Origin of the sequence: Nonomuraea turcica, from assembly GCF_030718205.1 — a bacterium.
Lineage (GTDB): Bacteria > Actinomycetota > Actinomycetes > Streptosporangiales > Streptosporangiaceae > Nonomuraea.
In genome coordinates this window covers 122928-141567 of sequence record NZ_JAUZQF010000002.1, presented here as the reverse complement: position 1 = coordinate 141567, position 18640 = coordinate 122928, and the positions used below count along the sequence as shown (strand labels likewise).

The 18640-nt window shown below is 71.5% G+C and carries 18 protein-coding genes; 9 read left to right on the top strand and 9 right to left on the bottom strand.

What is annotated here, in order from left to right:
• Positions 1 to 8: 8 nt before the first annotated feature.
• Both Q9G87_RS06400 and Q9G87_RS06395 read left to right on the top strand, forming a co-directional pair.
• The gene (locus Q9G87_RS06400; RefSeq protein WP_305915261.1) at positions 9 to 3161 is read left to right on the top strand and encodes a LuxR family transcriptional regulator; all 3153 of its coding nucleotides are present in this window, start codon (positions 9 to 11) and stop codon (positions 3159 to 3161) included.
• 112 nt (positions 3162 to 3273) lie between these two features.
• A complete protein-coding gene (locus Q9G87_RS06395) occupies positions 3274 to 3741 on the top strand; it encodes a general stress protein (RefSeq protein WP_305915260.1) in 468 nt (155 codons plus the stop codon).
• A gap of 72 nt (positions 3742 to 3813) precedes the next feature.
• Here Q9G87_RS06395 and Q9G87_RS06390 read toward each other — a convergent pair whose 3' ends face one another.
• A complete protein-coding gene (locus Q9G87_RS06390; protein WP_305915259.1) occupies positions 3814 to 4245 on the bottom strand; it encodes a CBS domain-containing protein in 432 nt (143 codons plus the stop codon).
• A gap of 141 nt (positions 4246 to 4386) precedes the next feature.
• Between Q9G87_RS06390 and Q9G87_RS06385 the strand changes: the two genes are divergently transcribed.
• A complete protein-coding gene (locus Q9G87_RS06385; protein WP_305915258.1) occupies positions 4387 to 5847 on the top strand; it encodes a hypothetical protein in 1461 nt (486 codons plus the stop codon).
• Positions 5848 to 5894: 47 nt separating this feature from the next.
• Here the strand turns inward: Q9G87_RS06385 and Q9G87_RS06380 are convergent, their stop codons facing one another.
• Positions 5895 to 6314 carry an SPW repeat protein gene (locus Q9G87_RS06380; protein WP_305915257.1) on the bottom strand — a complete coding sequence of 140 codons (420 nt, stop codon included), beginning with the start codon at positions 6312 to 6314 and terminating at the stop codon, positions 5895 to 5897.
• Between the two features lie 87 nt (positions 6315 to 6401).
• Entirely contained in the window at positions 6402 to 7370 is a 969-nt protein-coding gene (locus tag Q9G87_RS06375) for a CapA family protein (RefSeq protein ID WP_305915256.1), read from the bottom strand.
• 196 nt (positions 7371 to 7566) lie between these two features.
• Here Q9G87_RS06375 and Q9G87_RS06370 point away from each other — a divergent pair, with 196 nt between their 5' ends.
• A complete protein-coding gene (locus Q9G87_RS06370) occupies positions 7567 to 7800 on the top strand; it encodes an antitoxin (protein ID WP_305915255.1) in 234 nt (77 codons plus the stop codon).
• A 75-nt stretch (positions 7801 to 7875) separates the two neighbouring features.
• The gene (locus Q9G87_RS06365) at positions 7876 to 9363 is read left to right on the top strand and encodes a cobyric acid synthase (protein ID WP_305915254.1); all 1488 of its coding nucleotides are present in this window, start codon (positions 7876 to 7878) and stop codon (positions 9361 to 9363) included.
• Here the strand turns inward: Q9G87_RS06365 and Q9G87_RS06360 are convergent.
• Together Q9G87_RS06360 and Q9G87_RS06355 are read right to left on the bottom strand one after the other, a co-directional pair.
• Positions 9305 to 10339: a 1-acyl-sn-glycerol-3-phosphate acyltransferase gene (locus tag Q9G87_RS06360; RefSeq protein WP_305915253.1), complete on the bottom strand. Its 1035-nt coding sequence runs from the start codon at positions 10337 to 10339 to the stop codon at positions 9305 to 9307. The two genes, Q9G87_RS06365 and Q9G87_RS06360, sit on opposite strands and share 59 nt — an antisense overlap.
• A gap of 24 nt (positions 10340 to 10363) precedes the next feature.
• Positions 10364 to 11176 carry a patatin-like phospholipase family protein gene (locus tag Q9G87_RS06355; protein ID WP_305915252.1) on the bottom strand — a complete coding sequence of 271 codons (813 nt, stop codon included), beginning with the start codon at positions 11174 to 11176 and terminating at the stop codon, positions 10364 to 10366.
• Between the two features lie 100 nt (positions 11177 to 11276).
• Between Q9G87_RS06355 and Q9G87_RS06350 the strand changes: the two genes are divergently transcribed.
• From Q9G87_RS06350 to Q9G87_RS06340, 3 genes are read left to right on the top strand one after another with little or no spacing between them, the layout of a single operon-like run.
• The gene (locus Q9G87_RS06350) at positions 11277 to 12188 is read left to right on the top strand and encodes an ABC transporter ATP-binding protein (protein WP_305915251.1); all 912 of its coding nucleotides are present in this window, start codon (positions 11277 to 11279) and stop codon (positions 12186 to 12188) included.
• The gene (locus tag Q9G87_RS06345) at positions 12166 to 12957 is read left to right on the top strand and encodes an ABC transporter permease subunit (RefSeq protein ID WP_305915250.1); all 792 of its coding nucleotides are present in this window, start codon (positions 12166 to 12168) and stop codon (positions 12955 to 12957) included. The genes Q9G87_RS06350 and Q9G87_RS06345 overlap by 23 nt, the downstream gene beginning before the upstream one ends.
• Positions 12957 to 13976, top strand: a complete 1020-nt coding sequence (locus tag Q9G87_RS06340; protein WP_305915249.1) for a PucR family transcriptional regulator — start codon at positions 12957 to 12959, stop codon at positions 13974 to 13976. Before Q9G87_RS06345 ends, Q9G87_RS06340 begins: the two co-directional genes overlap by 1 nt.
• Here the strand turns inward: Q9G87_RS06340 and Q9G87_RS06335 are convergent.
• The 3 genes from Q9G87_RS06335 to Q9G87_RS06325 all read right to left on the bottom strand — a co-directional run bounded on the left by Q9G87_RS06335 (position 13966) and on the right by Q9G87_RS06325 (position 16897).
• The gene (locus tag Q9G87_RS06335; RefSeq protein ID WP_305915248.1) at positions 13966 to 14586 is read right to left on the bottom strand and encodes a LysE family translocator; all 621 of its coding nucleotides are present in this window, start codon (positions 14584 to 14586) and stop codon (positions 13966 to 13968) included. The two genes, Q9G87_RS06340 and Q9G87_RS06335, sit on opposite strands and share 11 nt — an antisense overlap.
• A 5-nt stretch (positions 14587 to 14591) precedes the next feature.
• Positions 14592 to 15539, bottom strand: a complete 948-nt coding sequence (locus tag Q9G87_RS06330; protein WP_305915721.1) for a quinone oxidoreductase family protein — start codon at positions 15537 to 15539, stop codon at positions 14592 to 14594.
• 467 nt (positions 15540 to 16006) lie between these two features.
• Positions 16007 to 16897: a Vgb family protein gene (locus Q9G87_RS06325; RefSeq protein ID WP_452448751.1), complete on the bottom strand. Its 891-nt coding sequence runs from the start codon at positions 16895 to 16897 to the stop codon at positions 16007 to 16009.
• Positions 16898 to 17143: 246 nt separating this feature from the next.
• Here Q9G87_RS06325 and Q9G87_RS06320 point away from each other — a divergent pair, with 246 nt between their 5' ends.
• Entirely contained in the window at positions 17144 to 17719 is a 576-nt protein-coding gene (locus Q9G87_RS06320) for a TetR/AcrR family transcriptional regulator (protein WP_305915247.1), read from the top strand.
• Positions 17720 to 18217: 498 nt separating this feature from the next.
• Here Q9G87_RS06320 and Q9G87_RS06315 read toward each other — a convergent pair whose 3' ends face one another.
• A complete protein-coding gene (locus Q9G87_RS06315) occupies positions 18218 to 18370 on the bottom strand; it encodes a hypothetical protein (protein WP_305915246.1) in 153 nt (50 codons plus the stop codon).
• Positions 18371 to 18640 lie beyond the last annotated feature (270 nt).

Here is an 18640-nt window from a genome sequence, read left to right as displayed (position 1 = left end):
TGAGAGGCATGAGATTTTCCCGTACCGGTCCAGGAAAGCGCTTCATCGGAGGCAGCGACATGCGGGGACGCGAACGTGAATGGCGCCACGTCGACGGCCTGCTGCGCGTGCTGCGACGGCGTGGCGGGACCCTCCTGGTCGACGGCGAGCCGGGCGCGGGCAAGAGCCGACTGCTCGGCGAGGCCGCCGCCGCGGCCTCCGCACGGGGCATCGCCGTGGTGCGGAGCGGCGTGGCGGAGTTGGGGGAGCTCGTTCCGTGCGGCGTGCTGCTGGAGGCGCTCGAGCTGGGCGCCGAACCCGACGACGCCGCGCCCGTCGGGTCGGGAACGCGGCTGCTGGACCGGCTGAAGACGGCCTTCCACGCCAGGGCGCCGGTCCTGGCCGTACTCGACGACCTGCAACGCGCGGACCCGGCCACGCTGAAAACCCTCCACACCCTGCACGGCCTCCTCGCCGGCCAGCCGGTCGGCTGGTTGCTGAGCCGCTCGACCGCGGTGCGAGCCGGTCCTGCGGCCTCGCTGTTCGACCTGCTGGAGCGGCATGGAGCCGCGCGGACGACACTCCCCCCGCTCTCCCCGGACGCCGCCACGGCGCTGGCCGCGGACACCCTCGGGGAACGTCCCGACGCGGCCACGCGGGCACTCGTGGCGACCGCCGGTGGCAATCCGATGCTGATCATCGAACTCCTCGCCGGACTGCGCGACGAAGGCCTGCTCGGGACGGCCGGGCCGGGCGCGCCCCCGCCGGCCCGGCTGCGAGCCGTGGTGCGGAGCTGGATCCACCCGCTGAGCGCGGAGGCCAGGAGCCTGGTGGAGACTGCCGCGGTGCTCGGCGGCTCGCTGTCGCTCCAGCACGCCGCGTCGCTGCTGGGCACCACGCCGGCCGCGCTGCTCCCGGCGATGGAGGAGTCCACGGCGGCGGGAGTCCTCGTCGTGACCGCGCACGGCCTCGCCTTCCGCCACGAACTGGTCGGGGACGTCGTCGCCGCGTGGGTCCCGCCGCCCGTGCGGCAGGCGCTGCATGAGCAGTTCGGCCTGGTCGAGGAGACGGTCGCCGCGGCGGGACCGGCCGTCGCCGCCATGGAGTCCGCGATCGCCGCAGGGCGGCTGCGGGAGGCCGAGCGGGTGGTCAGGAGGCGCCTCGCCGATCATGGCACCGTACCCGACGTGTCCGAGTCCGGCACCGTGCCCGACGTGTCCGAGTCCGGCACCGTACCCGACGTGTCCGAGTCCGGCACCGTGCCCGACGTGTCCGAGTCCGGCACCGTGCCCGACGTGTCCGAGTCCGGCACCGTGCCCGACGTGTCCGAGTCCGGCACCGTGCCCGACGTGTCCGAGTCCGGCACCGTGCCCGACGTGCCCGAGTCCGGCACCGTGCCCGGCATGGCCGAGCTGCGATCCCTGCTGTCGGAGATCATGTACCTGAGCGGGCGGGGTGAGGAGGCGGTCAGGGAGGCCGAGACGGTGCTGGCCGTTCCCGGCCTGCCCCAGCACGTCCGCGACCGGGCCATCCTCGTCCGGCTGTACGCCGTCACGCGGCAGCGAAGCGGCGGTGCCGCGGCGGCGTACGCGAGCGAGGTCGTCGAGGAGCGGTCCCGGCACGGTCCTGCGGCCACGGCCGCCGCGCTGATCGCCCTCGCCACGGCCGCACGGGAGGAAGGCCGGTTCGCGGACGCGCTGGCGCTGGCCGAGGACGCCGGCCGGCTGAAGGAGGGCGACCGCTACGAAGTGCGCCTCACCACGGCCGCCATGCTCACGGACGTCCGCCGGCTCGACGAGGCCAGGGCCATGCTCCGGCAGGCACGCAAAGAGATGTTCGCCGGCGGCCATTTGGCCTGGGCCGCGGACGCCTCGGCGCTGGAAGCCCGGGCCGAGCTGGCCGCGGGCCGGCTCGACAGCGCGGCAGGCGAGGCCGAGCGCGCGCTGGACCTCGCCGGAGCGCTCGACACGCCCCTGACTGCCACGGTGGCACGCTCGGTGGCAGATACGGCGCCCGGCACGGCGGCAGGCTCGGCGCCCGGCACGGCGGCTGGCATGGCGGCAGGCTCGGCGCCCGGCACGGCGGCTGGCATGGCGGCAGGCTCGGCGCCCGGCACGGCGGCTGGCATGGCGGCTGGCACGGCGGCAGGCTCGGCGCCCGGCTCGGCGCCCGGCACGGCGCCCGGCATGGCGGCTGGCATGGCGGCTGGCTCGGCGCCCGGCTCGGCGGCTGGCATGGCGGCTGGCATGGCGCCTGGCACGGTGGCAGGCATGGCGCCTGGCACGGCGGCAGGCATGGCGCCTGGCACGGCGGCAGGCACGCCAGCCGGCACGGCGGCAGGCGTTGTGCTGGCCGCCGTGGCGCTGCGGCGTGGCGACCTGCGCGAGGCGGCACGACAGGTCGCCGAGCCGCCTGAGGGATCGCTCGAGTCACGTACCCGCCACGCCCTGCTGGCCGCGCAGATCACCGAGGCCCGCGACGGCCCCCATAGCGCCATGACCCTGCTCGCCGGCCTCTCCTGCCCGCTGGCGCTCGCCATGGAGCCGACGGCCGCCCCGTGGCTGGTGAGGGTCGCGCTCGGCGCGGGCGACCGATCGGCGGCCGAGTCCGCCGCCGCCACGGCGGAAGCAATCAGCCGGGCCAACACGGGGTTCCCCGCGCTCGCCGCGTCTGCCGCGCACGCCCGGGGCCTGCTCGACGGCGACCGGGACGCTCTCGCGCTGGCCGCCGGGCAGGCCGTGGACACGTGGGCGCGAGCCTCCGCGGAGGAGGATCTCGGCGTGGCGCTCGAGAAGGCCGGGCAACGTGAGGAGGCGGCCGGCAGCCTGGACCGCGCCCTAGCGGGGTACGTCGAGACGGGATCCGTCAGGGACGCGGCCCGCATCCGGCAGCGGCTGCGCGGCATGGGGGTACGCCACCGGCACTGGAACTCCGCCAAACGGCCGGACTCCGGCTGGGACAGTCTCACCGAGACCGAGCACACCGTTTCCCTGCTGGTCGTGGACGGGTGGACCAACCGGCAGATCGCCGAGCAGATGTTCATCAGCGTGCACACGGTCACGTTCCACCTGCGGCAGGTGTACCGCAAGCTGAGCATCAACTCGCGCGTCGAGCTCGCGCGTCTCGCGGTCGCGCAGGGGCGGGTCGACCCCGGCCGGGCGCGGGAAGGAAGACGGGGCTGACTACACGTCTGGGGGATGTGGCCGGGAAGCGCCAGGAGCAGGGTCGAAACTGTAGGCACAGGACGTCTCCGCATGTCTTGGCATGGGGAGGAGAGGAGGAGCCGTGTCTCACATGGTGTCGTCGACTCTCATCACGACCAACAAGGAACCGATCGCGACCTATCGCAGTTACCAGGAAGCCCAGAAGACCGTCGACTTCCTGTCCGACCACGGGTTCCCCGTCAAGGGCACGCTCATCGTCGGTGTCGGGCTCCGCTCGATCGAGCAGGTCGTGGCGCGCATGACGTATCTGCGTGCGGCCGGCTGGGGCGCGCTGAGCGGAGCCTGGTTCGGGCTCCTCATCGGCCTGTTCTTCGCGATCTTCACGGCCACGGCCATGCCGCAGATAGCCGTGGTGCTGTACGGGCTGCTGTGGGGCGCGGTGGCCGGAGCGATCTTCGGCCTGATCGCCCACTCGGTGCACGGCGGTCGCCGGGACTTCGTCTCGGAATCCGGCCTGGTCGCCGACAAGTACGAGGTCCTCGTCGACTCCGATCACGCGGCCAAGGCCCACGAGCTCCTCGGGAAGACGCCTCACTAGGCCGCTCGTTCGGGGAGTGGGGGGTTGCGGGGCGCACCAACCCGTTGATGAACGTGCTGGTGCACCTCCGTATCACGACGGCGCGTAGACCCGGTGGACGAACTCGGCGAGCTTGTTGTCCGGCAGTTCCTTCGCCAGGTCCGACTCGCTGACCATACCGACGATCCGGTGGTTGTCGATCACCGGCAGGCGCTTGATCTGGTGCTTCTCCATCTTCTGCAGCGCCTCTTCGACGCTGCTGTGGGCATCCACCCAGACCAGCCCGTGGGCGAGCTCGCTTGCCGTGGTCCGGTCGAGGTCCTTGCCCTCGGCGCAGCACTTGATCACGATGTCCCGGTCGGTGATGATGCCCTTGAGCCGGTCGTCGTCACCGCAGATCGGCAACGCGCCGACCCCCAGGTCGCGCATCATCTGCGAGGCCCGGCGCAGGCTATCGCTCGCGCCGATGCACTGCGCTCCCTGGTGCATCACGTCCTGAACCGTCTTGCCTTGCGTTGTGCCCATTCTTTTTCGCCTCCCTGAGAAGAAGGATGGGATTTTCAGGGCACCCCTACCCAGCAGATTCCAGATCAGTGGTGGGCCGCCCGGCGAAATGCCCTGTGAACAGCGGATATGTTCGCCCAGGCCCTGGTTGTGGGGGTTGTCGTGGACATGTGGCGTCGTTCTCCCGCGGTGACGGTCCCGCGCCCCGACGCGGCCCTTGCCGCCCCCGAGCCCGCCGTGCGCCCGGTCGTGCTGCTGGCGGGGGTGAGCGTCCTGTACGGCGTGGCCCAGCTGTTGCTCGTCTCGCCGTATCTGGGCATCGGCTGGGACGAGGCCGTGTACGCCAGCCAGGTCGCCCCGCACGCGCCGCCTGCCGTGTTCAGCGCACCACGGGCGCGGGGCGTGCCGCTCCTGGTCGCCCCCGTGGTGGCGGTGACCGATTCGGTGTTCGTGCTGCGCCTGTATCTGACGGTGCTCTCGGTGGCGGCCCTGTTCGGGGCGTTCTACGTCTGGCTGCGGGTGCGGGCCGATCATGTGGTGCCGCTGGCCGCCCTGCTGTTCGGCGGCTGCTGGCTGACGTTGTTCTACGGCAACCAGGCCATGCCCAACCTGTACGTCGCGCTGGCCGCCGTCGCGGCCACCGGTTTCCTCGTCCTGGCCGGGCGTTCCCGGCCGGCACCGGTGGGGCTGGCGGCAACGCTGGCCGTCATGTCGTTGATGCGGCCATCCGACGCGCTGGTCGCCGCAGCGGCCCTGGCGGTGGGGGCGCTCGCCCTGGTGCCCCGCCGCCTGCCGGCCGTGCTGGCCGCCATCGTGGCCGGTCTGGCTGTGGGGTGGGGCCAGTGGGCGATCGAGGCGCAGGCGAGCTTCGGCGGGTTCGCGACCCGGCTGCGGGACGCGGGCGAGCACAACGCCATGGGATGGAGCGTGTCGTTCCTCGAGCACGCCAGGGCGCTGGACGGACCCACGCTGTGCAGGTTCGGCGCCGACTGTGGCCCGGTCTCCCCGATGGCGCTCATCTGGTGGCTGGCCATCCCCCTGATGGCCGCGCTCGGCCTGTGGGCGGCTTGGCGTGAGCACCGGCTGCCTCCGATGCTCCTGGCCGCGGGCACCGGTGTGGCGATGGCGCTGCCGTACCTGTTCTACGTGGACTACGCGGCGCCGCGCTTTCTGACGCCGGCCTACGCGCTGCTGTCGTTGCCGGTGGCGGAGGCGGCGGTGGCGGGACTGCGGCTGCGCCGCCTCGTCGCGGTGGCGGTGATCGCCGGACTGCTGGCGCACCTGGGGCTCCAGGGTGCGTACGCCTACGGGCATGGAGTCGGCAACCGTCACGGCAGAGACGACATCGGCCGGGCCGCGGCGGAGCTTCGCAGTCTGGGGGTGCGTCCGCCATGCCTGATCTACGGGGAGAACGGCGTGCAGATCGGCTACCTGCTCGGCTGCGACTCGCAAGGAGTCATCCAGCGCTTCGCACAGCGACTCCCTGCCCGCATCCGTCAGGCGTTGGAAGGCCGGGCGCAGGTGGTGGCGGTGCACAAGGATCTGCGGCTCCCGCCGTACATGCTGACCTGGGTTGAGACCGATCTGTCCGGTCCTTGGACGGCCAGGTTCGCCCGCCGTTGAGTGCGCGCGTGACCGGGCCGGAGGTCATCCGGCCCGGGACAGGTTTCTCACCGCCTTCTTCTCGTCATGCCCATGCCCACGGTGACCAGGCCGAGGACGGCGATGATGGCGCCGACGATCACGTTGGTGGTGATCGCGCCGGCCGTGGCGGCCTCTCCCCGGATCAGCCACGGGGCCACTATGGTCCACAGGCCGATGAGCGGGGCGGTCCAGGCTATGCCGTACGTGCGGCCGAAAGCCGAGCTGAAGCCCAGCGCCAGCAGCGCGACGGCGATCCCGGTGACCAGGTTGTTCATGGTGAGGGATCCGAGGTTGACGAATCCCACGATCCACGGCGACAGCGCCAGGAACAGTCCGGCTACCAGCGTCAGCCCGTCCGCCAGTTGAACGGCCGGATTGGCCGCGGCGACCTCGTACCTTTCCCGCATACGGATGATGTCGGGATGACTCTCCATCTCGCGGGTCATCGGTGACATCACCTCCCCCTCGCGATGACGGGACCTTTTCCCGTTTCCCCAGATCAAACCTACCCAAGCCGGGCATACGCACTCCAGTTAGCGCATGTCCGCGGTCAGCAGGCCGTCCTCCCAAGTGGCGCTGGCGCCGAAGTCCGCGCACGCGCTGGTGAAGCGCCGGCCCAGCCAGGCGCGTTCGTCCCCTTCGGCCAGGACGGTCCGGGCGTACTCGAGCTTGAGCGGAACGGCCCGCAACCGCACCGGGCCGAGCTCGTCGACCGTCACCAGGAACAGGAACGACAGGTCGTTGCGCAGCTCGGGATCCACGATGTAGTCGTCGAGGAAGTCACCCATGTCGTACAGGACTGGCGGCGCGAGGCCGTGCACCACGTGCGCGGAGTGGCCGGCGACCAGGCTCGCTCCGGCATCGACCAGGGTCGCGGCGGCCGCGCTGATGTAGGGCTGCGGACCGGCCGTCATGTTGGGACCCCAATGGGGCGTCACCAGCACGGCGTCCGCCTCCGCGCGCATCGCGGCCACCGCGTCCGTCAGCCAGGACGGCACCCCGGAGGACAGGTCCGCGTAGGCCACGCCCGGCCGGTCGGGGCGGGCCGCGTAGTCCAGCGGATGATCGGTCGCGCCGATGACGCCGATGCGCAGCCCCCGCACGGACAGGACGACCGGCTGCCGCGCCTGCGCCTCGTCGGCGCCTGCGCCCACCGCGTGGACCTCCACGCGTTCGAGCTGCGCGCGGGTGTCGAGCAACGCGTCGTAGCCGTAGTCGAGCGCGTGGTTGTTGGCCAGCGTGACGCAGCTGACCCCGACCTCGGCGAGCAGGTCCGCGGCCTGCGGGGGCGCGCGGAAGTGGAACGGCTTGCCGGGCGAGAGCCAGGGGCTGCCACGGTCGGAGATGCAACATTCGAGGTTCAGCACGATCGCGTCGGCCTCGGCGAGGTGCTCGCGGACTCCGTCCGACAGGTACGCGTCCGGATCCGTGGACGCAGCCAACAGGTCGGCCACGCCGCGGCCGAGCATGGTGTCGCCCGCCAGCGCAAGCGTGACAGTCACGAAGGTCCCCTGCCTCACGAGGGCCCGTCCAAACCCGCTCCGCCAGGCAAAACAGCAGGTCATCACCGGCAAAGCCCCGGTCAAGGCGGTGCGCCTCGCCGACGGCGATCTCCGCAGCCGGCTCCGGCGGGCCCCGTGATTGTCCCGGTCGCTCGGGTAGGGGCGAGCGGTAGTCGCGAGAACGGGGAGAACGGTCATGAGCCGTATCGGGGAATGGCTGAGGAAAGCGGAGAGCTTCGCCAGAGGGCACTCCAAGCAGGCCGATCACCTGCTGGACCGGGTCGAGCGGTTCGCGAAGGAGCGGACCGGACACAAGTACGACCGGCACATCGAGAAAGGGACCGACGCGGTGCAGCGTCGCTACGGTGGCGCGTCCCGGCGCGGCAGGCCCCGGGGCCACGACCAGAACCCTCCCGGCCCGCAGGGCTGACGCCGACGAGGAGGCCGTCCGCAGGCTAAGCCGCGGGCGGCCTCCTCCTACGTCCGCCCCCGGTACGGTGATCCCATGGTCACCGGGGGATTGCTGGTCGCGGGCACCACGTCGGACGCGGGCAAGAGCGTGGTCACCGCCGGCATCTGCCGCTGGCTGGCCCGCCAGGGCGTGCGCGTCGCGCCCTTCAAGGCCCAGAACATGTCGCTCAACTCCTACGTCACCACGGAGGGCGCCGAGATCGGCCGGGCCCAGGCGATGCAGGCGCAGGCCGCGGGCCTGGAGCCCGTGGCGGACATGAATCCGATCCTGCTCAAGCCCGGCAGCGACCGCCGCAGCCAGGTCGTCCTCATGGGCCGGCCCGTCGCGGACGTGGACGCGATGGAGTACGGCACGCTCAGGGACCTGCTGCGGACCGCGGCGCTGGAGGCGCTCGGCCGGCTACGCGAGCAGTACGACGTGGTGGTGTGCGAGGGCGCCGGCAGCCCGGCCGAGATCAACCTGCGCCGCGGCGACATCGCCAACATGGGCCTGGCCAGGGCCGCCGGCCTGCCGGTCGTCGTGGTCGGCGACATCGACAGGGGAGGGGTGTTCGCCGCCTTCTACGGCACGGTGGGCCTCCTCGACGCCGAGGACCAATCCCACATTTCCGGATTTGTCATCAACAAGTTCCGCGGCGCCAAGGAGCTGCTGGAGCCGGGGCTCGACATGCTCAGGCAACTGACCGGGCGCCCGGTGTACGGCGTGCTGCCCTGGCTCGACGGGCTCTGGCTGGACGTCGAGGACTCCCTGGCCCTGGACGGCCGCCGGGTCGCCGCCCGCGCCCCGCACGGCAGGCAGACGCTGCGGGTGGCGGTGGTGCGGCTGCCGCGGATCTCCAACTTCACCGACCTGGACGCGCTGGCCGCCGAGCCCGGCGTCGTGGTGCGCTTCGTGAGCGAGCCCGCCGAGCTGGACGACGCCGACCTGGTGGTGCTGCCCGGGTCGCGGGCCACGGTGGACGACCTGGCCTGGCTGCGGGCGCGGGGGCTGGCCGCGGCGATCATCGCCAGGAAGGGGCCCGTGCTCGGGATCTGCGGCGGGTTCCAGATGCTCGGGCGCGAGATCGTCGACCACGTCGAGTCGGGCGCCGGCACGGTCGAAGGACTCGGCCTGCTGCCCGTACGGGTCGCGTTCGAGGGGGAGAAACGGCTCGCCCGGCCGGAGGGCAGCGCTTACGGGCACCCGGTGCGGGCATACGAGATCCACCACGGCCGGGCCACGGTAGAAGGTGGCGAGCCGTTCCTCGACGGCTGCCGGGCCGGCGACGTCTGGGGGACCACGTGGCACGGCGCCATGGAGAACGACGCGTTCCGTCGCGCGTTCCTGGCCGACGTGGCCGAGCGGGCGGGGCGCGACTTCGTCCCGGCTCCCGGGACGGACTTCGCCGCGCTCAGGGAGGAGCGGCTGGACGCGCTCGGCGACCTCGTGGAGCGGCACCTCGACACGGACGCGCTACTCCGCCTCATCCAGCACGGCCCGCCTGAGGTCCCTTTTCTCCCACCGGGAGCCGTTGGGCGCTGATCCAGGCGTCGATCTGCTCCCAGTGGTCGTACAACCAGCGAACGCGCTCCTCGCGCGTGCGCGGCACCTGGGCGGCGGGCACCCGCCACCATTTGGCGGTGATGTGCGCGCTGAAGGGCAGCTTGCGCCAGACGTCCCCCAGCGTGACCAGGTCGTCGAGTCCGGTGTGCGCGACGAACACGACGTCCGCCGACGGGCAGGCGTCGATGGCGGCGATGGCGCCGTTCGGGCGGGGCGGCAGCAGGTGGTCCATGCCGCGGGCCCGCTCCGCCTCCTCGGCCAGCCCCTTCTCCTCCAGCCGCCTGATCGCCAGCCGGTGGCGGCGCGGGGTGAAGTTGCCGCCTTCCGGGAAGATCACCAGCGCGTCCTGGTCGCCCATCGTCGCGGCCAATCGCCGGATCTCCTCGACGACGCCCTGCTGCCCGGACTTGCGGGGCACGAATGCGTTCGGCAGGCGGTTGATCACCACGTCGAGCGAGGGGTCGTACTGGAGGGCGGCCTTCATGACGATGCGGGGGCGCCGCCGGTAGAGCGCCAAGAGGTGATAAATCAGCAAGAAGGAGTCGCCGGGGCCGGCGTGCCGGGACAACACGATGACCGGCCGCGTCAGCCGGGCGGCCTGCTCCGCCTCGGTCGGCTCCGGCTCCTGGACGTCCAGGGTCAGCCGGAAGATCCGCACCGCGGCGGCGTACACCTTGGACAGGAACCACCTGATCAGCTCATAGTGCCGCTCCTGGCGGCGGGCGCCGCCCGCCGCCCACAACCACAGGCAGGCGATCAGCACCGCCGACTCCAGCGTCAGCCACGCCACCCCGAACCACACGAATCTGAGCCCCCTGCGCTGCGGCGGCGGCAGGCGAAGCGACGCGGCTGCCGTGACGACCAGCCAGAACGGCAGGGTGACCAGCATGAACACGGTCACCACGATGACCAGCGGAGCCAGCACGAGCCGGCGCAGGATGCGCGGTGGGAGCAACGCGGCCTCCCTTGACGTCTCCTCTCATCCTCCTCCGTCGGCCAGGTAGCGGGAAGACGCTTCGTAAGCCCGCTCGATGCAGGCCGACAGCTGCGACAGGTCCCGGTAGCGCAGCGGCGAGAGCGGCTCGGTCACCCCGGTGGGCAGCACGTGCACCTCCACCCCGGGCGGCAGGCTGGCCATGTCCTCGGCGAAGCGGTGCCGCCGCGCGATCTCGAACGCCACCAGCCCTACCTCCCAGAACCGCCGGGGCGGCGACAGCGGCCGCTCGATCCGGCCGACGTGCAGCACGTACACGCGCTTGGCCCCGAGGTGCACGGCCCGCCCGACGGGAATGCTGTGCACCAGCCCGCCGTCGTAGAAGTGCTCGCCGCCGATCACGACCGGCGGCAGCAGGCCGGGCACCGCGCACGACGCCAGCACCGCCTCCACCAGCGGCCCGCTGGTGAACCAGTGCGCCGCCGCCCGCTCCACCGACGCCGCCACGCACTGGAACGGCACCTCCAGGTCCTCGATCCGCGACACCCGCACCGTCTCGCTCAGGACGTCCCTGAGCGGCCCCATCGGGTGCAGGTGGGTGCCGGTCCTGGCCAGCGTCGACAGCCGGGCCACCCACGACCCGGCGAAAGCCGTACGGACGATGTCGGAACGCCACAAACCCGTCAGCCTGGCGACGGCCTCGGCCGGAGCGGCGGCGATCACCGCTCCGTTGAGCGCGCCGACCGACGTGCCCACCACGAGGTCGGGCCTGATGCCCGCCTCGTCGAGCGCCTGCAGCATGCCCACCTCGTGCGCGCCGAGCACGCCGCCGCCACCGAGCACGAACGCGGTCTCCACGTTCCCACCCTCTCGTTGCCGCCCTCCGGAAGCAAAGACCTCCCGCAGGCTGCCGGATCCAGCCGATGACGGGCGGCGTGGCGAGCGGGACGATGCGGCCATGACAGCAGTGGTGCAGGCCGAAGGGCTGACCAAGTACTACGGGAAACGCCGGGGCCTGGAGGATCTCACGCTCGAGATCCAGCCGGGCGAGATCTTCGGCTACCTCGGGCCGAACGGCGCCGGCAAGACCACGACGATCAGGCTCCTGCTCGACGTGATCAGACCCACCCGGGGCCTGGTACGGGTGCTCGGCGCCGACCCGCGCGAGCCCGCGATCCGCTCCAGGATCGGCTACCTGCCGGGCGAGCTGGCCCTGGAGGGCCGCGACCGGGCCAGGGACTACCTGCGCTTCCTCGGCCGGGTACGCGGCGGCGTGCCGGACGCCCGCATCGACGCGCTGGCCGAGCGGTTCGACGCCGACCTGTCCGTGCCGATGCGCAAGCTCTCCAAGGGCAACAAGCAGAAGGTCGGGCTGATCCAGGCGTTCATGCACGAGCCCGAGTTCCTCATCCTCGACGAGCCGACCGGCGGGCTGGACCCGCTGGTGCAGCAGGAGTTCCTGGCCCTGGTACGGGAGGTGCGCACCTCGGGCCGCACCGTGCTCATGTCCTCGCACGTGCTGGCCGAGGTGGAGAGCGTCTCCGACCGGGTCGGCATCGTCCGCGACGGCCGCCTCGTGGCCGTGGAGAACGTCACGGCGCTGCGCGAGAAGGCGGTGCGCCGCGTCGAGCTGCACTTCGAGTCGCCCGTGCCGCGCGCCGCCTTCGAGGACCTGCCGGGCGTGCGGGACCTGCGGGTGGAGGGCGCGAGCGTGAGCTGCACCATCGACGGCCGCCCCGACGCCCTGATCAAGGCGGCCGCCCGGTTCACCGTGGTGCACCTGGTCAGCGCGGAGCCGGACCTGGAGGAGATCTTCCTCACCTACTACAGCGACGAGGAGCGGCACCATGATCGCCAAGAGTCTGCGTGACTACCGGCGGGCGCTCATCTGGTGGACGATCGGCATCAGCGCGTTCCTGACCGTCTACCTGAGCATTTACGAGAACGTCCGGCAGGACCCCGCGACGTTCAACGCCCAGGCCATGGCCAAGTTCCCGGGCGCGCTGCGCGACCTCATGGGCGGTATGAGTGACCTGAGCGTCGGCGCCGGATACCTGCAGTCGGTCGTCTACCAGCTGTTCGTGCCGATGTTGTTCATCGTGTGCGCGACGTTGCTGGCCAACCGGGCGATCGCGCAACCGGAGGAGGCCGGCACGCTGGAACTGGTCGTCACATTGCCGGTGGACCGCAAGCGGCTGGTGCTGGAGCGGTTCGCCGCGCTGGTCGTGGCCCTGCTGGCGGTGGCCGTGGTGACGCTGGCCGTGGTGTGGGCGGTGGGCGAGTCCGTCCAGCTCGGGGTGCCGTTCGACCGACTCCTGGCCGCGCACACCGGGGTGTTCCTGCTCGGGCTGTTCTCCGGCACCGTGGCGCTGACCGTCGGCGCCGCCACCGGGCGCAAGGTGTTCGCCTCGGCCGTGGTCGGCGTATGGATCGTGGCCGGCTACATGGTCATCACCGTCGGCCGGTCCGTGGACGCGATCTCCTGGCTGAAGTGGGTCTCGCCGTTCCACTACTACGCGGACGGCCGCCCGCTCTTTGAGGGTCTGCCGGTCGGCGACTACCTTGTGCTGGCGGGCGCGACGGCCGTGCTCGTGCTGACCGCGGTCCTCGCCTTCGACAGGCGCGACGTAGGGGTGTGATGGCGATCTCCGAGATGCCCGCCGACCTGCTCGGCGGGCATCGCCAAGTACTGGCCGACTGCGCCGCGACCGGCCGGTCGCCGGACCGCGCGGCGCTCGACGCCTGCCGCGCCGCCGGCACGCGCGCCGCCGAGCTGGGGATATCCCTGCGGGCGCTGGTGGACGCCGCGCTCGCCGCCGGCGAGGGCCTGCCTGCGGTGCTGCCCGCGTTACGGCGATCGGTCTCGGCGCTGATGGAGGGGTACGAGCAGGCGCAACTTGCGGCCATCCGCGGTGAGGAGGCGGCACGCAGGCAGTTCGTGGACGACCTGCTCCAAGGGCGGGCCGAGCGGCTGGCCGAGCGGGCCGAGCACTTCGGCCTGCGGCTGGCCGAGTCGTACGTGGTCGCCGTGGCCCGCGGCATGCGCGACGGCGACGAGGAACGCATCGAGCGTGACCTGATCGCCCGCTTCGGCTCGCACAACGTGCTGGTCGCCGTGCGCGACGGGCTGCTGGTGTGCGTGACGCCCGCGACGTTGCCGGCCGCCGTGGGGGAGTTCACCCACCACGTACGCACCCGCTTCCCCGCCGGGTGGCGGGTCGGCGTCGGCCGGGCGCACCGGGGGCCCGGCGGCGTGGTGACGTCCTTCAGGGAGGCGGCCGACGCCCTGGGGCTGGCGGACGGGCTGGGCCTGCGCGCGGACGTGGTCAAGGCCGCCGACCTGCTGGTGTTCCCCGTGCTGCTGCGGGACAGGAGCGCCATCGAAGACCTGGTCACCAGCGTGCTGAGCCCGCTGCTCGAGGCGCGCGGCGGGCACCAGCCGCTGCTGGAGACGCTGGAGGCGATCTTCGCCTCGCAGGGTAATCAGACGGCCGCCGCGCGGCGGTTGGGGCTCAGCACGCGGGCGGTGACGTACCGGCTGGAACGCATCCGCCGCCTGACCGGCTTCTCACCCGACGACCCCACGCAGCGCTTCACCCTGGAGACCGCGGTGCTCGGCGCCCGCCTCCTGGGCTGGCCCAACGGGTTCAGTCGCTGACGGCCAGCCGCACGCCGAACCCGACGATCACGACCCCCGTCAGCCGGTCCAGGAACCGCCGCACCCTCGGGGACCGCAAGAAGCCGCTCATCAGCGACGCGAACCCGATCAGCGCGGCGCTCCACACCAGCCCCTCGGCCACGTGCACGCCCGCCAGCAGCAACCCCATGACCGCGTGCGGCGCCTCGTCCGGGATGAACTGCGGCAACATCGCCACGTAGAACGCCCCGACCTTGGGGTTGAGCAGGTTCGTCATGAGCCCGCGCCCGAACCCCTTCCCGAACCCGACCTCCTGCGGCTGCTCGGGCAACTCCTGGGGGTCGTGCCTGGTCAGGACCATGCGCAGCCCCATCCACACCAGGTACGCCGCCCCCGCCCAGCGCAGCGCGGTGTACGCCGGCTGCGAGGCCGCCAGCAGTGCCGACAGCCCCGCCGCGGTCAGCACACCCCAGAGGAGCGTGCCGAGCTGGATGCCCAGCGTCACCCCCCAGGCCGGCCGCCTCCCGGCCACCAACGACGTCCGCAGGATCAGAGCCGTATCCAGGCCCGGGGTGATCGTGAGGAGAGCCACCACGGCGGCGAACGACCAGACAGATCCCGCGATGTCCATGGACGTCAGGGTATGAGAAGCAGCTTTCCGGTGGTACGGCGGGCCGCCAGATCCTCGTGCGCCTGCCGCGCGTCGGCCAGCGCGTAGCGGTGCGAGACGTTGATCGTGAGCTGCCCGGACGCGATCCAGCCGAACAGGTCGGACGCGCGCTGGAGCAACTCCGCGCGCTCGGCGATGTAATGCACGAGCGTGGGCCTGGTCAGGAAGAGCGAGCCCTGCTTGTTGAGCGTCTGCGGATCCACCGGCGGCACCGGGCCGCTGGCCGCGCCGTACAGGGCCATGAGGCCGCGCGGACGCAGCGCCTCCAGCCCGCCGTCGAACGTGGTCGCGCCGACGCCGTCGTACACGACGTCGATCGTGCCGCGCAGCGCCTCGGCGAAGCTGTCGTATCGCAGCACCTCGTCCGCGCCGGCCTCGCGGGCCAGTTTCTCCTTCTCGCTGGAGGAGACTGTCGTGGAGACCTTGGCGCCCTTGAGCTTGGCGAGCTGGATCAGCAGTTGCCCCATGCCGCCCGCGCCGGCGTGGATGAGGACCTGGTCGCCCTCCTTGACCACGTACGTGGAGTGCGTCAGGTAATGGGCGGTCAGGCCCTGCAACATCGCCGCGGCCGCCACCTCGGCAGGCACCCCGTCCGGCACCGGCACCACCCGATCGGCCGGGACCACGGCCTTCTCGGTGTAGCTGCCCAGCACACTGGCCCAGGCCACGGTGTCGCCCACGGCCACGTCCCGCACCCCCGGCCCGACGGCCGACACGGTCCCCGCGCCCTCGGAGCCGATCGTGGTGGGGAGGGGGAGCGGGTAGGCGCCGGAACGGTGGTAGATGTCGATGAAGTTGACGCCGCTGGCGGCGACGTCCACGACGACCTCGCCGTCACCGGGGACCGGATCGGGACGTTCGGCGTATTCGAGAACCTCTGGGCCGCCCGGGGCGGAGACGATGATGGCATGCATGCCCATAGTCAACTCCGCCCGCCGCCGCCCATGCCACCCGGGGCCCGCATGTGCAGGTGCAGCCGACACATAGGCACCTACCGGCCCAACCGGACAGGGTGGCTCCACGCGCACCGAGGCGACCCGACCCTGGGCCCAGGTGGGACCAGTCAGGCTCAAGAGGATTCCAAGAAGCTCCGTGTTGCATGATGCTCATGAGCACTCGTATGTCATCCATGTCCCGCGGTGCCCGCAGAGCCTTGGCGCTGGCCCTTCTCGCCGTGACCACCGTCATCACCATCGGGGTGACGAGCGCACCTGCTCAGGCCATGCCTAACGAGTGGTACCGCTGCTGGGTCTCGGGCCACGGCTGGATGTGGTGCATGGACGTCTAAGGCCCAACCGAACCGCCGCCCTCCCGTGTGGGGAGGGCGGCTTCTTCGTGTTGAGGGCGGACCGGGGCGCCCGGCTCCCCGGCCCGCGCTCGGTCAGTCGAGGCGAGCCAGGGCGCCGGCTTCCAGCGCCACCCAGATCGCCCCGTCAGGCCCCACCGTCAGCCCATGAGGCTCGGCCTTCCGGACACCGTCACCCTCTCCCGCCACCCCTTTCTCCGGCAGCCGCGGAAGAGGATGCTCTTCGATGATGCCGTCGGTGGTGATGCGCCCGACGCGGTCGGCGGCCCACTCCGTGAACCACAGGGCGCCGTCGGGACCGGCGACGATCGCATGCGGTCGTGACTCCTGGTCGGGAAGCGGGAATTCCTCGATCTTCCCCGACACGTCGATCCGCCCCACCTGACCAGCACCGATCTCAACGAACCACAACGCCTCATCGGGCCCGCACGTGATCCCCACCGGCCCGGCGCCCTCCGTGGGAAGCGGATACACGACCACCTCACCCCTCAGCGAGATCCGCCCGACGGCGTTGCCCTGGTTGAGCGTGAACCACAGGGCACCGTCCGGCCCCGCCGCGATGGAAGCAGGCATGCCACCACCCTCCACCGGCACCGGAAACTCCGTCAGCACACCATCGGCCCCGATCCGCCCGATCTTTCCGGCCTGCAACTGCGTGAACCACATGGCTCCATCCGGACCGGCGGCGATTCCGTACGGCGAGCCCGCCGCGTGCGAGGTCACCTGCCCGTCGGCGGTGATGCGGCAGACCCGCCCGCCCTTTCCCTCTGTGAACCACATCGCTCCGTCGGGTCCGCGCGCGATCACGGTCGGCTGCCCGTCGCCCGGGTCGAGCTGGTGGATCACTGGCTCCTGGCCGGGCACCAGCCTGCCGATCCGTCCCGTGTGGACGAGTGTGAACCAGAGGGCCCCGTCTGACCCCGTGGCGATGCCGTACGGCGAGCCCGCGCCGATCATGGTCAACATATGCGTCCCCCTGCGAGATGGATGGTCCTGCCGCGGAAACGTCGCGTGAACGTGCAGTCGTGCGACACCACGACTAGCGTGCCGCGGTAGCCATCGAGCGCCTGCTCCAGCTCCTCGGCCAGGAGCGGCGAATTGGAAGTGCTTCGGAGGTGAATCAGGTTGGAACTCCAATCGCAACTATTGTAGCGTTAGCTTGCCATAGGTGAGCACCAAACGCAACTGGAGTAGTTTTTGGGAGCGAGTGGCGTGCGTCCTGGGGGACGTAGCGCGCGGGTACGCGACGCCGTGCGGCAGGCCACGCTGGCCGAGCTGGTCGAGCACGGATATCCGGGGTTGACGGTCGAGCGGGTGGCCGAGCGGTCAGGCGTGCACAAGACGACCGTCTACAGGCGGTGGGGCAGCGTGGAGGGGTTGATCTCCGATGCTCTCGAGCTGGCCAAGGACGAGCCCTGGCCGATTCCCGACACCGGCACGGTCGAGGGTGATCTGCGGGGCATCGTCCAGCTCGTACGCACCGGGTTCGCCGATCCCGAGCTGGGCCCGGTGTCGTCGGCCTTCGTGGCCGCGGCCGTGCAGAACGCGGAGGCGGCCCGGGCGCTGCATGAGTTCTTCGTCGCCAGACACGATCAGTCGGCCGAGATCGTGCGGCGGGCGATCGCCCGGGGCGAGCTGCCGGAGGTCGTGGACGTGAGGGAAGTGATCAGGGTCGCGGTGGCGCCGGTCTACTACCGCTTGTTCGTCACCCACGAGCCGGTGACTGAGGACGATGCCGACCGTGCCGCCGACGCCGCCCTGGCCGCGGCCCGCGCCGGGGTGCTCTGAGAGGTGCCTTGAGAGTGCATGCGCGGTGGGAACTGATTTTGCCGGTGGCGTCGGCGTGGAGTACGAGCGGCTCAGAGCTGCTTTGGGCCGAACGTGAGTCGCGCTGGAGGCCGTGATCGCGCCGTGGCCGTCCGAATCGCGGCCCAGCAGCAGCGCCCCCAGCCACAGACGGCCATACCGAGGGCGACCAGCACGGAGCCACCGCCACCGCCGGGTGGTCGCGGTCCGCCACACCTGGCCGGGCAACCGAAACGCCGGGCAACCGAAACGACGTCGTCGACTACCTCGAAACCGTTTCACAGAGGTCCCCGGCCATCCCCGCTTCATCGGCGACGCGGGTACCGCGGCGCCAGACGACGCTGCGCCGGTAGTTCTTGGATTTCGCGGTGCGGGTGTGGTCGTGGACGGGGTGAAGGTGCCGTCGAGGATCCGATGACTGCTGCTTGTCGGTGGGCGGCGGGCCGCGCAGCGTAGCCAGGTGCGGAGCGAGATCGGCGATCACCGGCAGAGTGCGGAGTCGGAGACACTGAACAGCGCACCGAGCTCGATCATGGTGAGGTTGGTGAGCACGACGAGGAAGACCCGGCCGAGGTAGGCATAGGCCAGGCCCCAGGGACGTCCCCACCCGAGCCGGGATGAACGGTCCCGCAACCGGCTGATCAAGGTCTGGAGTTGCGGCCCGGACAGTCCGGTCCACGCTGGACGTCCCAGGGCGCACAAGGGGCCGGCCGCAGCCGCATGATCGCACGGTAACACTCACCTGTGAACGCGTGATGCCGCCAGACCGGCACAATCGCCAACGCTTCGGCTTCGGCTTCGGCTAAAGATCGCGATCGGGTTCGGTCGGGCTGGGCCGACATGCGAACATGTTCCCGAATATTTGCTGGACGGTTACCGAACGTGTGTGTCACGCTAGGTGAT

What these genes read in the sequence shown, in the direction of transcription:
- Q9G87_RS06400 (WP_305915261.1), top strand. Translation starts at nt 9, where the DNA reads ATGAGATTTTCCCGTACCGGTCCAGGAAAGCGCTTCATCGGAGGCAGC.
- Q9G87_RS06395 (WP_305915260.1), top strand. Translation starts at nt 3,274, where the DNA reads ATGGTGTCGTCGACTCTCATCACGACCAACAAGGAACCGATCGCGACC.
- Q9G87_RS06390 (WP_305915259.1), bottom strand. Translation starts at nt 4,245, where the DNA reads ATGGGCACAACGCAAGGCAAGACGGTTCAGGACGTGATGCACCAGGGA.
- Q9G87_RS06380 (WP_305915257.1), bottom strand. Translation starts at nt 6,314, where the DNA reads ATGACCCGCGAGATGGAGAGTCATCCCGACATCATCCGTATGCGGGAA.
- Q9G87_RS06370 (WP_305915255.1), top strand. Translation starts at nt 7,567, where the DNA reads ATGAGCCGTATCGGGGAATGGCTGAGGAAAGCGGAGAGCTTCGCCAGA.
- Q9G87_RS06365 (WP_305915254.1), top strand. Translation starts at nt 7,876, where the DNA reads ATGGTCACCGGGGGATTGCTGGTCGCGGGCACCACGTCGGACGCGGGC.
- Q9G87_RS06350 (WP_305915251.1), top strand. Translation starts at nt 11,277, where the DNA reads ATGACAGCAGTGGTGCAGGCCGAAGGGCTGACCAAGTACTACGGGAAA.
- Q9G87_RS06345 (WP_305915250.1), top strand. Translation starts at nt 12,166, where the DNA reads ATGATCGCCAAGAGTCTGCGTGACTACCGGCGGGCGCTCATCTGGTGG.
- Q9G87_RS06340 (WP_305915249.1), top strand. Translation starts at nt 12,957, where the DNA reads ATGGCGATCTCCGAGATGCCCGCCGACCTGCTCGGCGGGCATCGCCAA.
- Q9G87_RS06335 (WP_305915248.1), bottom strand. Translation starts at nt 14,586, where the DNA reads ATGGACATCGCGGGATCTGTCTGGTCGTTCGCCGCCGTGGTGGCTCTC.
- Q9G87_RS06330 (WP_305915721.1), bottom strand. Translation starts at nt 15,539, where the DNA reads ATGCATGCCATCATCGTCTCCGCCCCGGGCGGCCCAGAGGTTCTCGAA.
- Q9G87_RS06325 (WP_452448751.1), bottom strand. Translation starts at nt 16,897, where the DNA reads ATGTTGACCATGATCGGCGCGGGCTCGCCGTACGGCATCGCCACGGGG.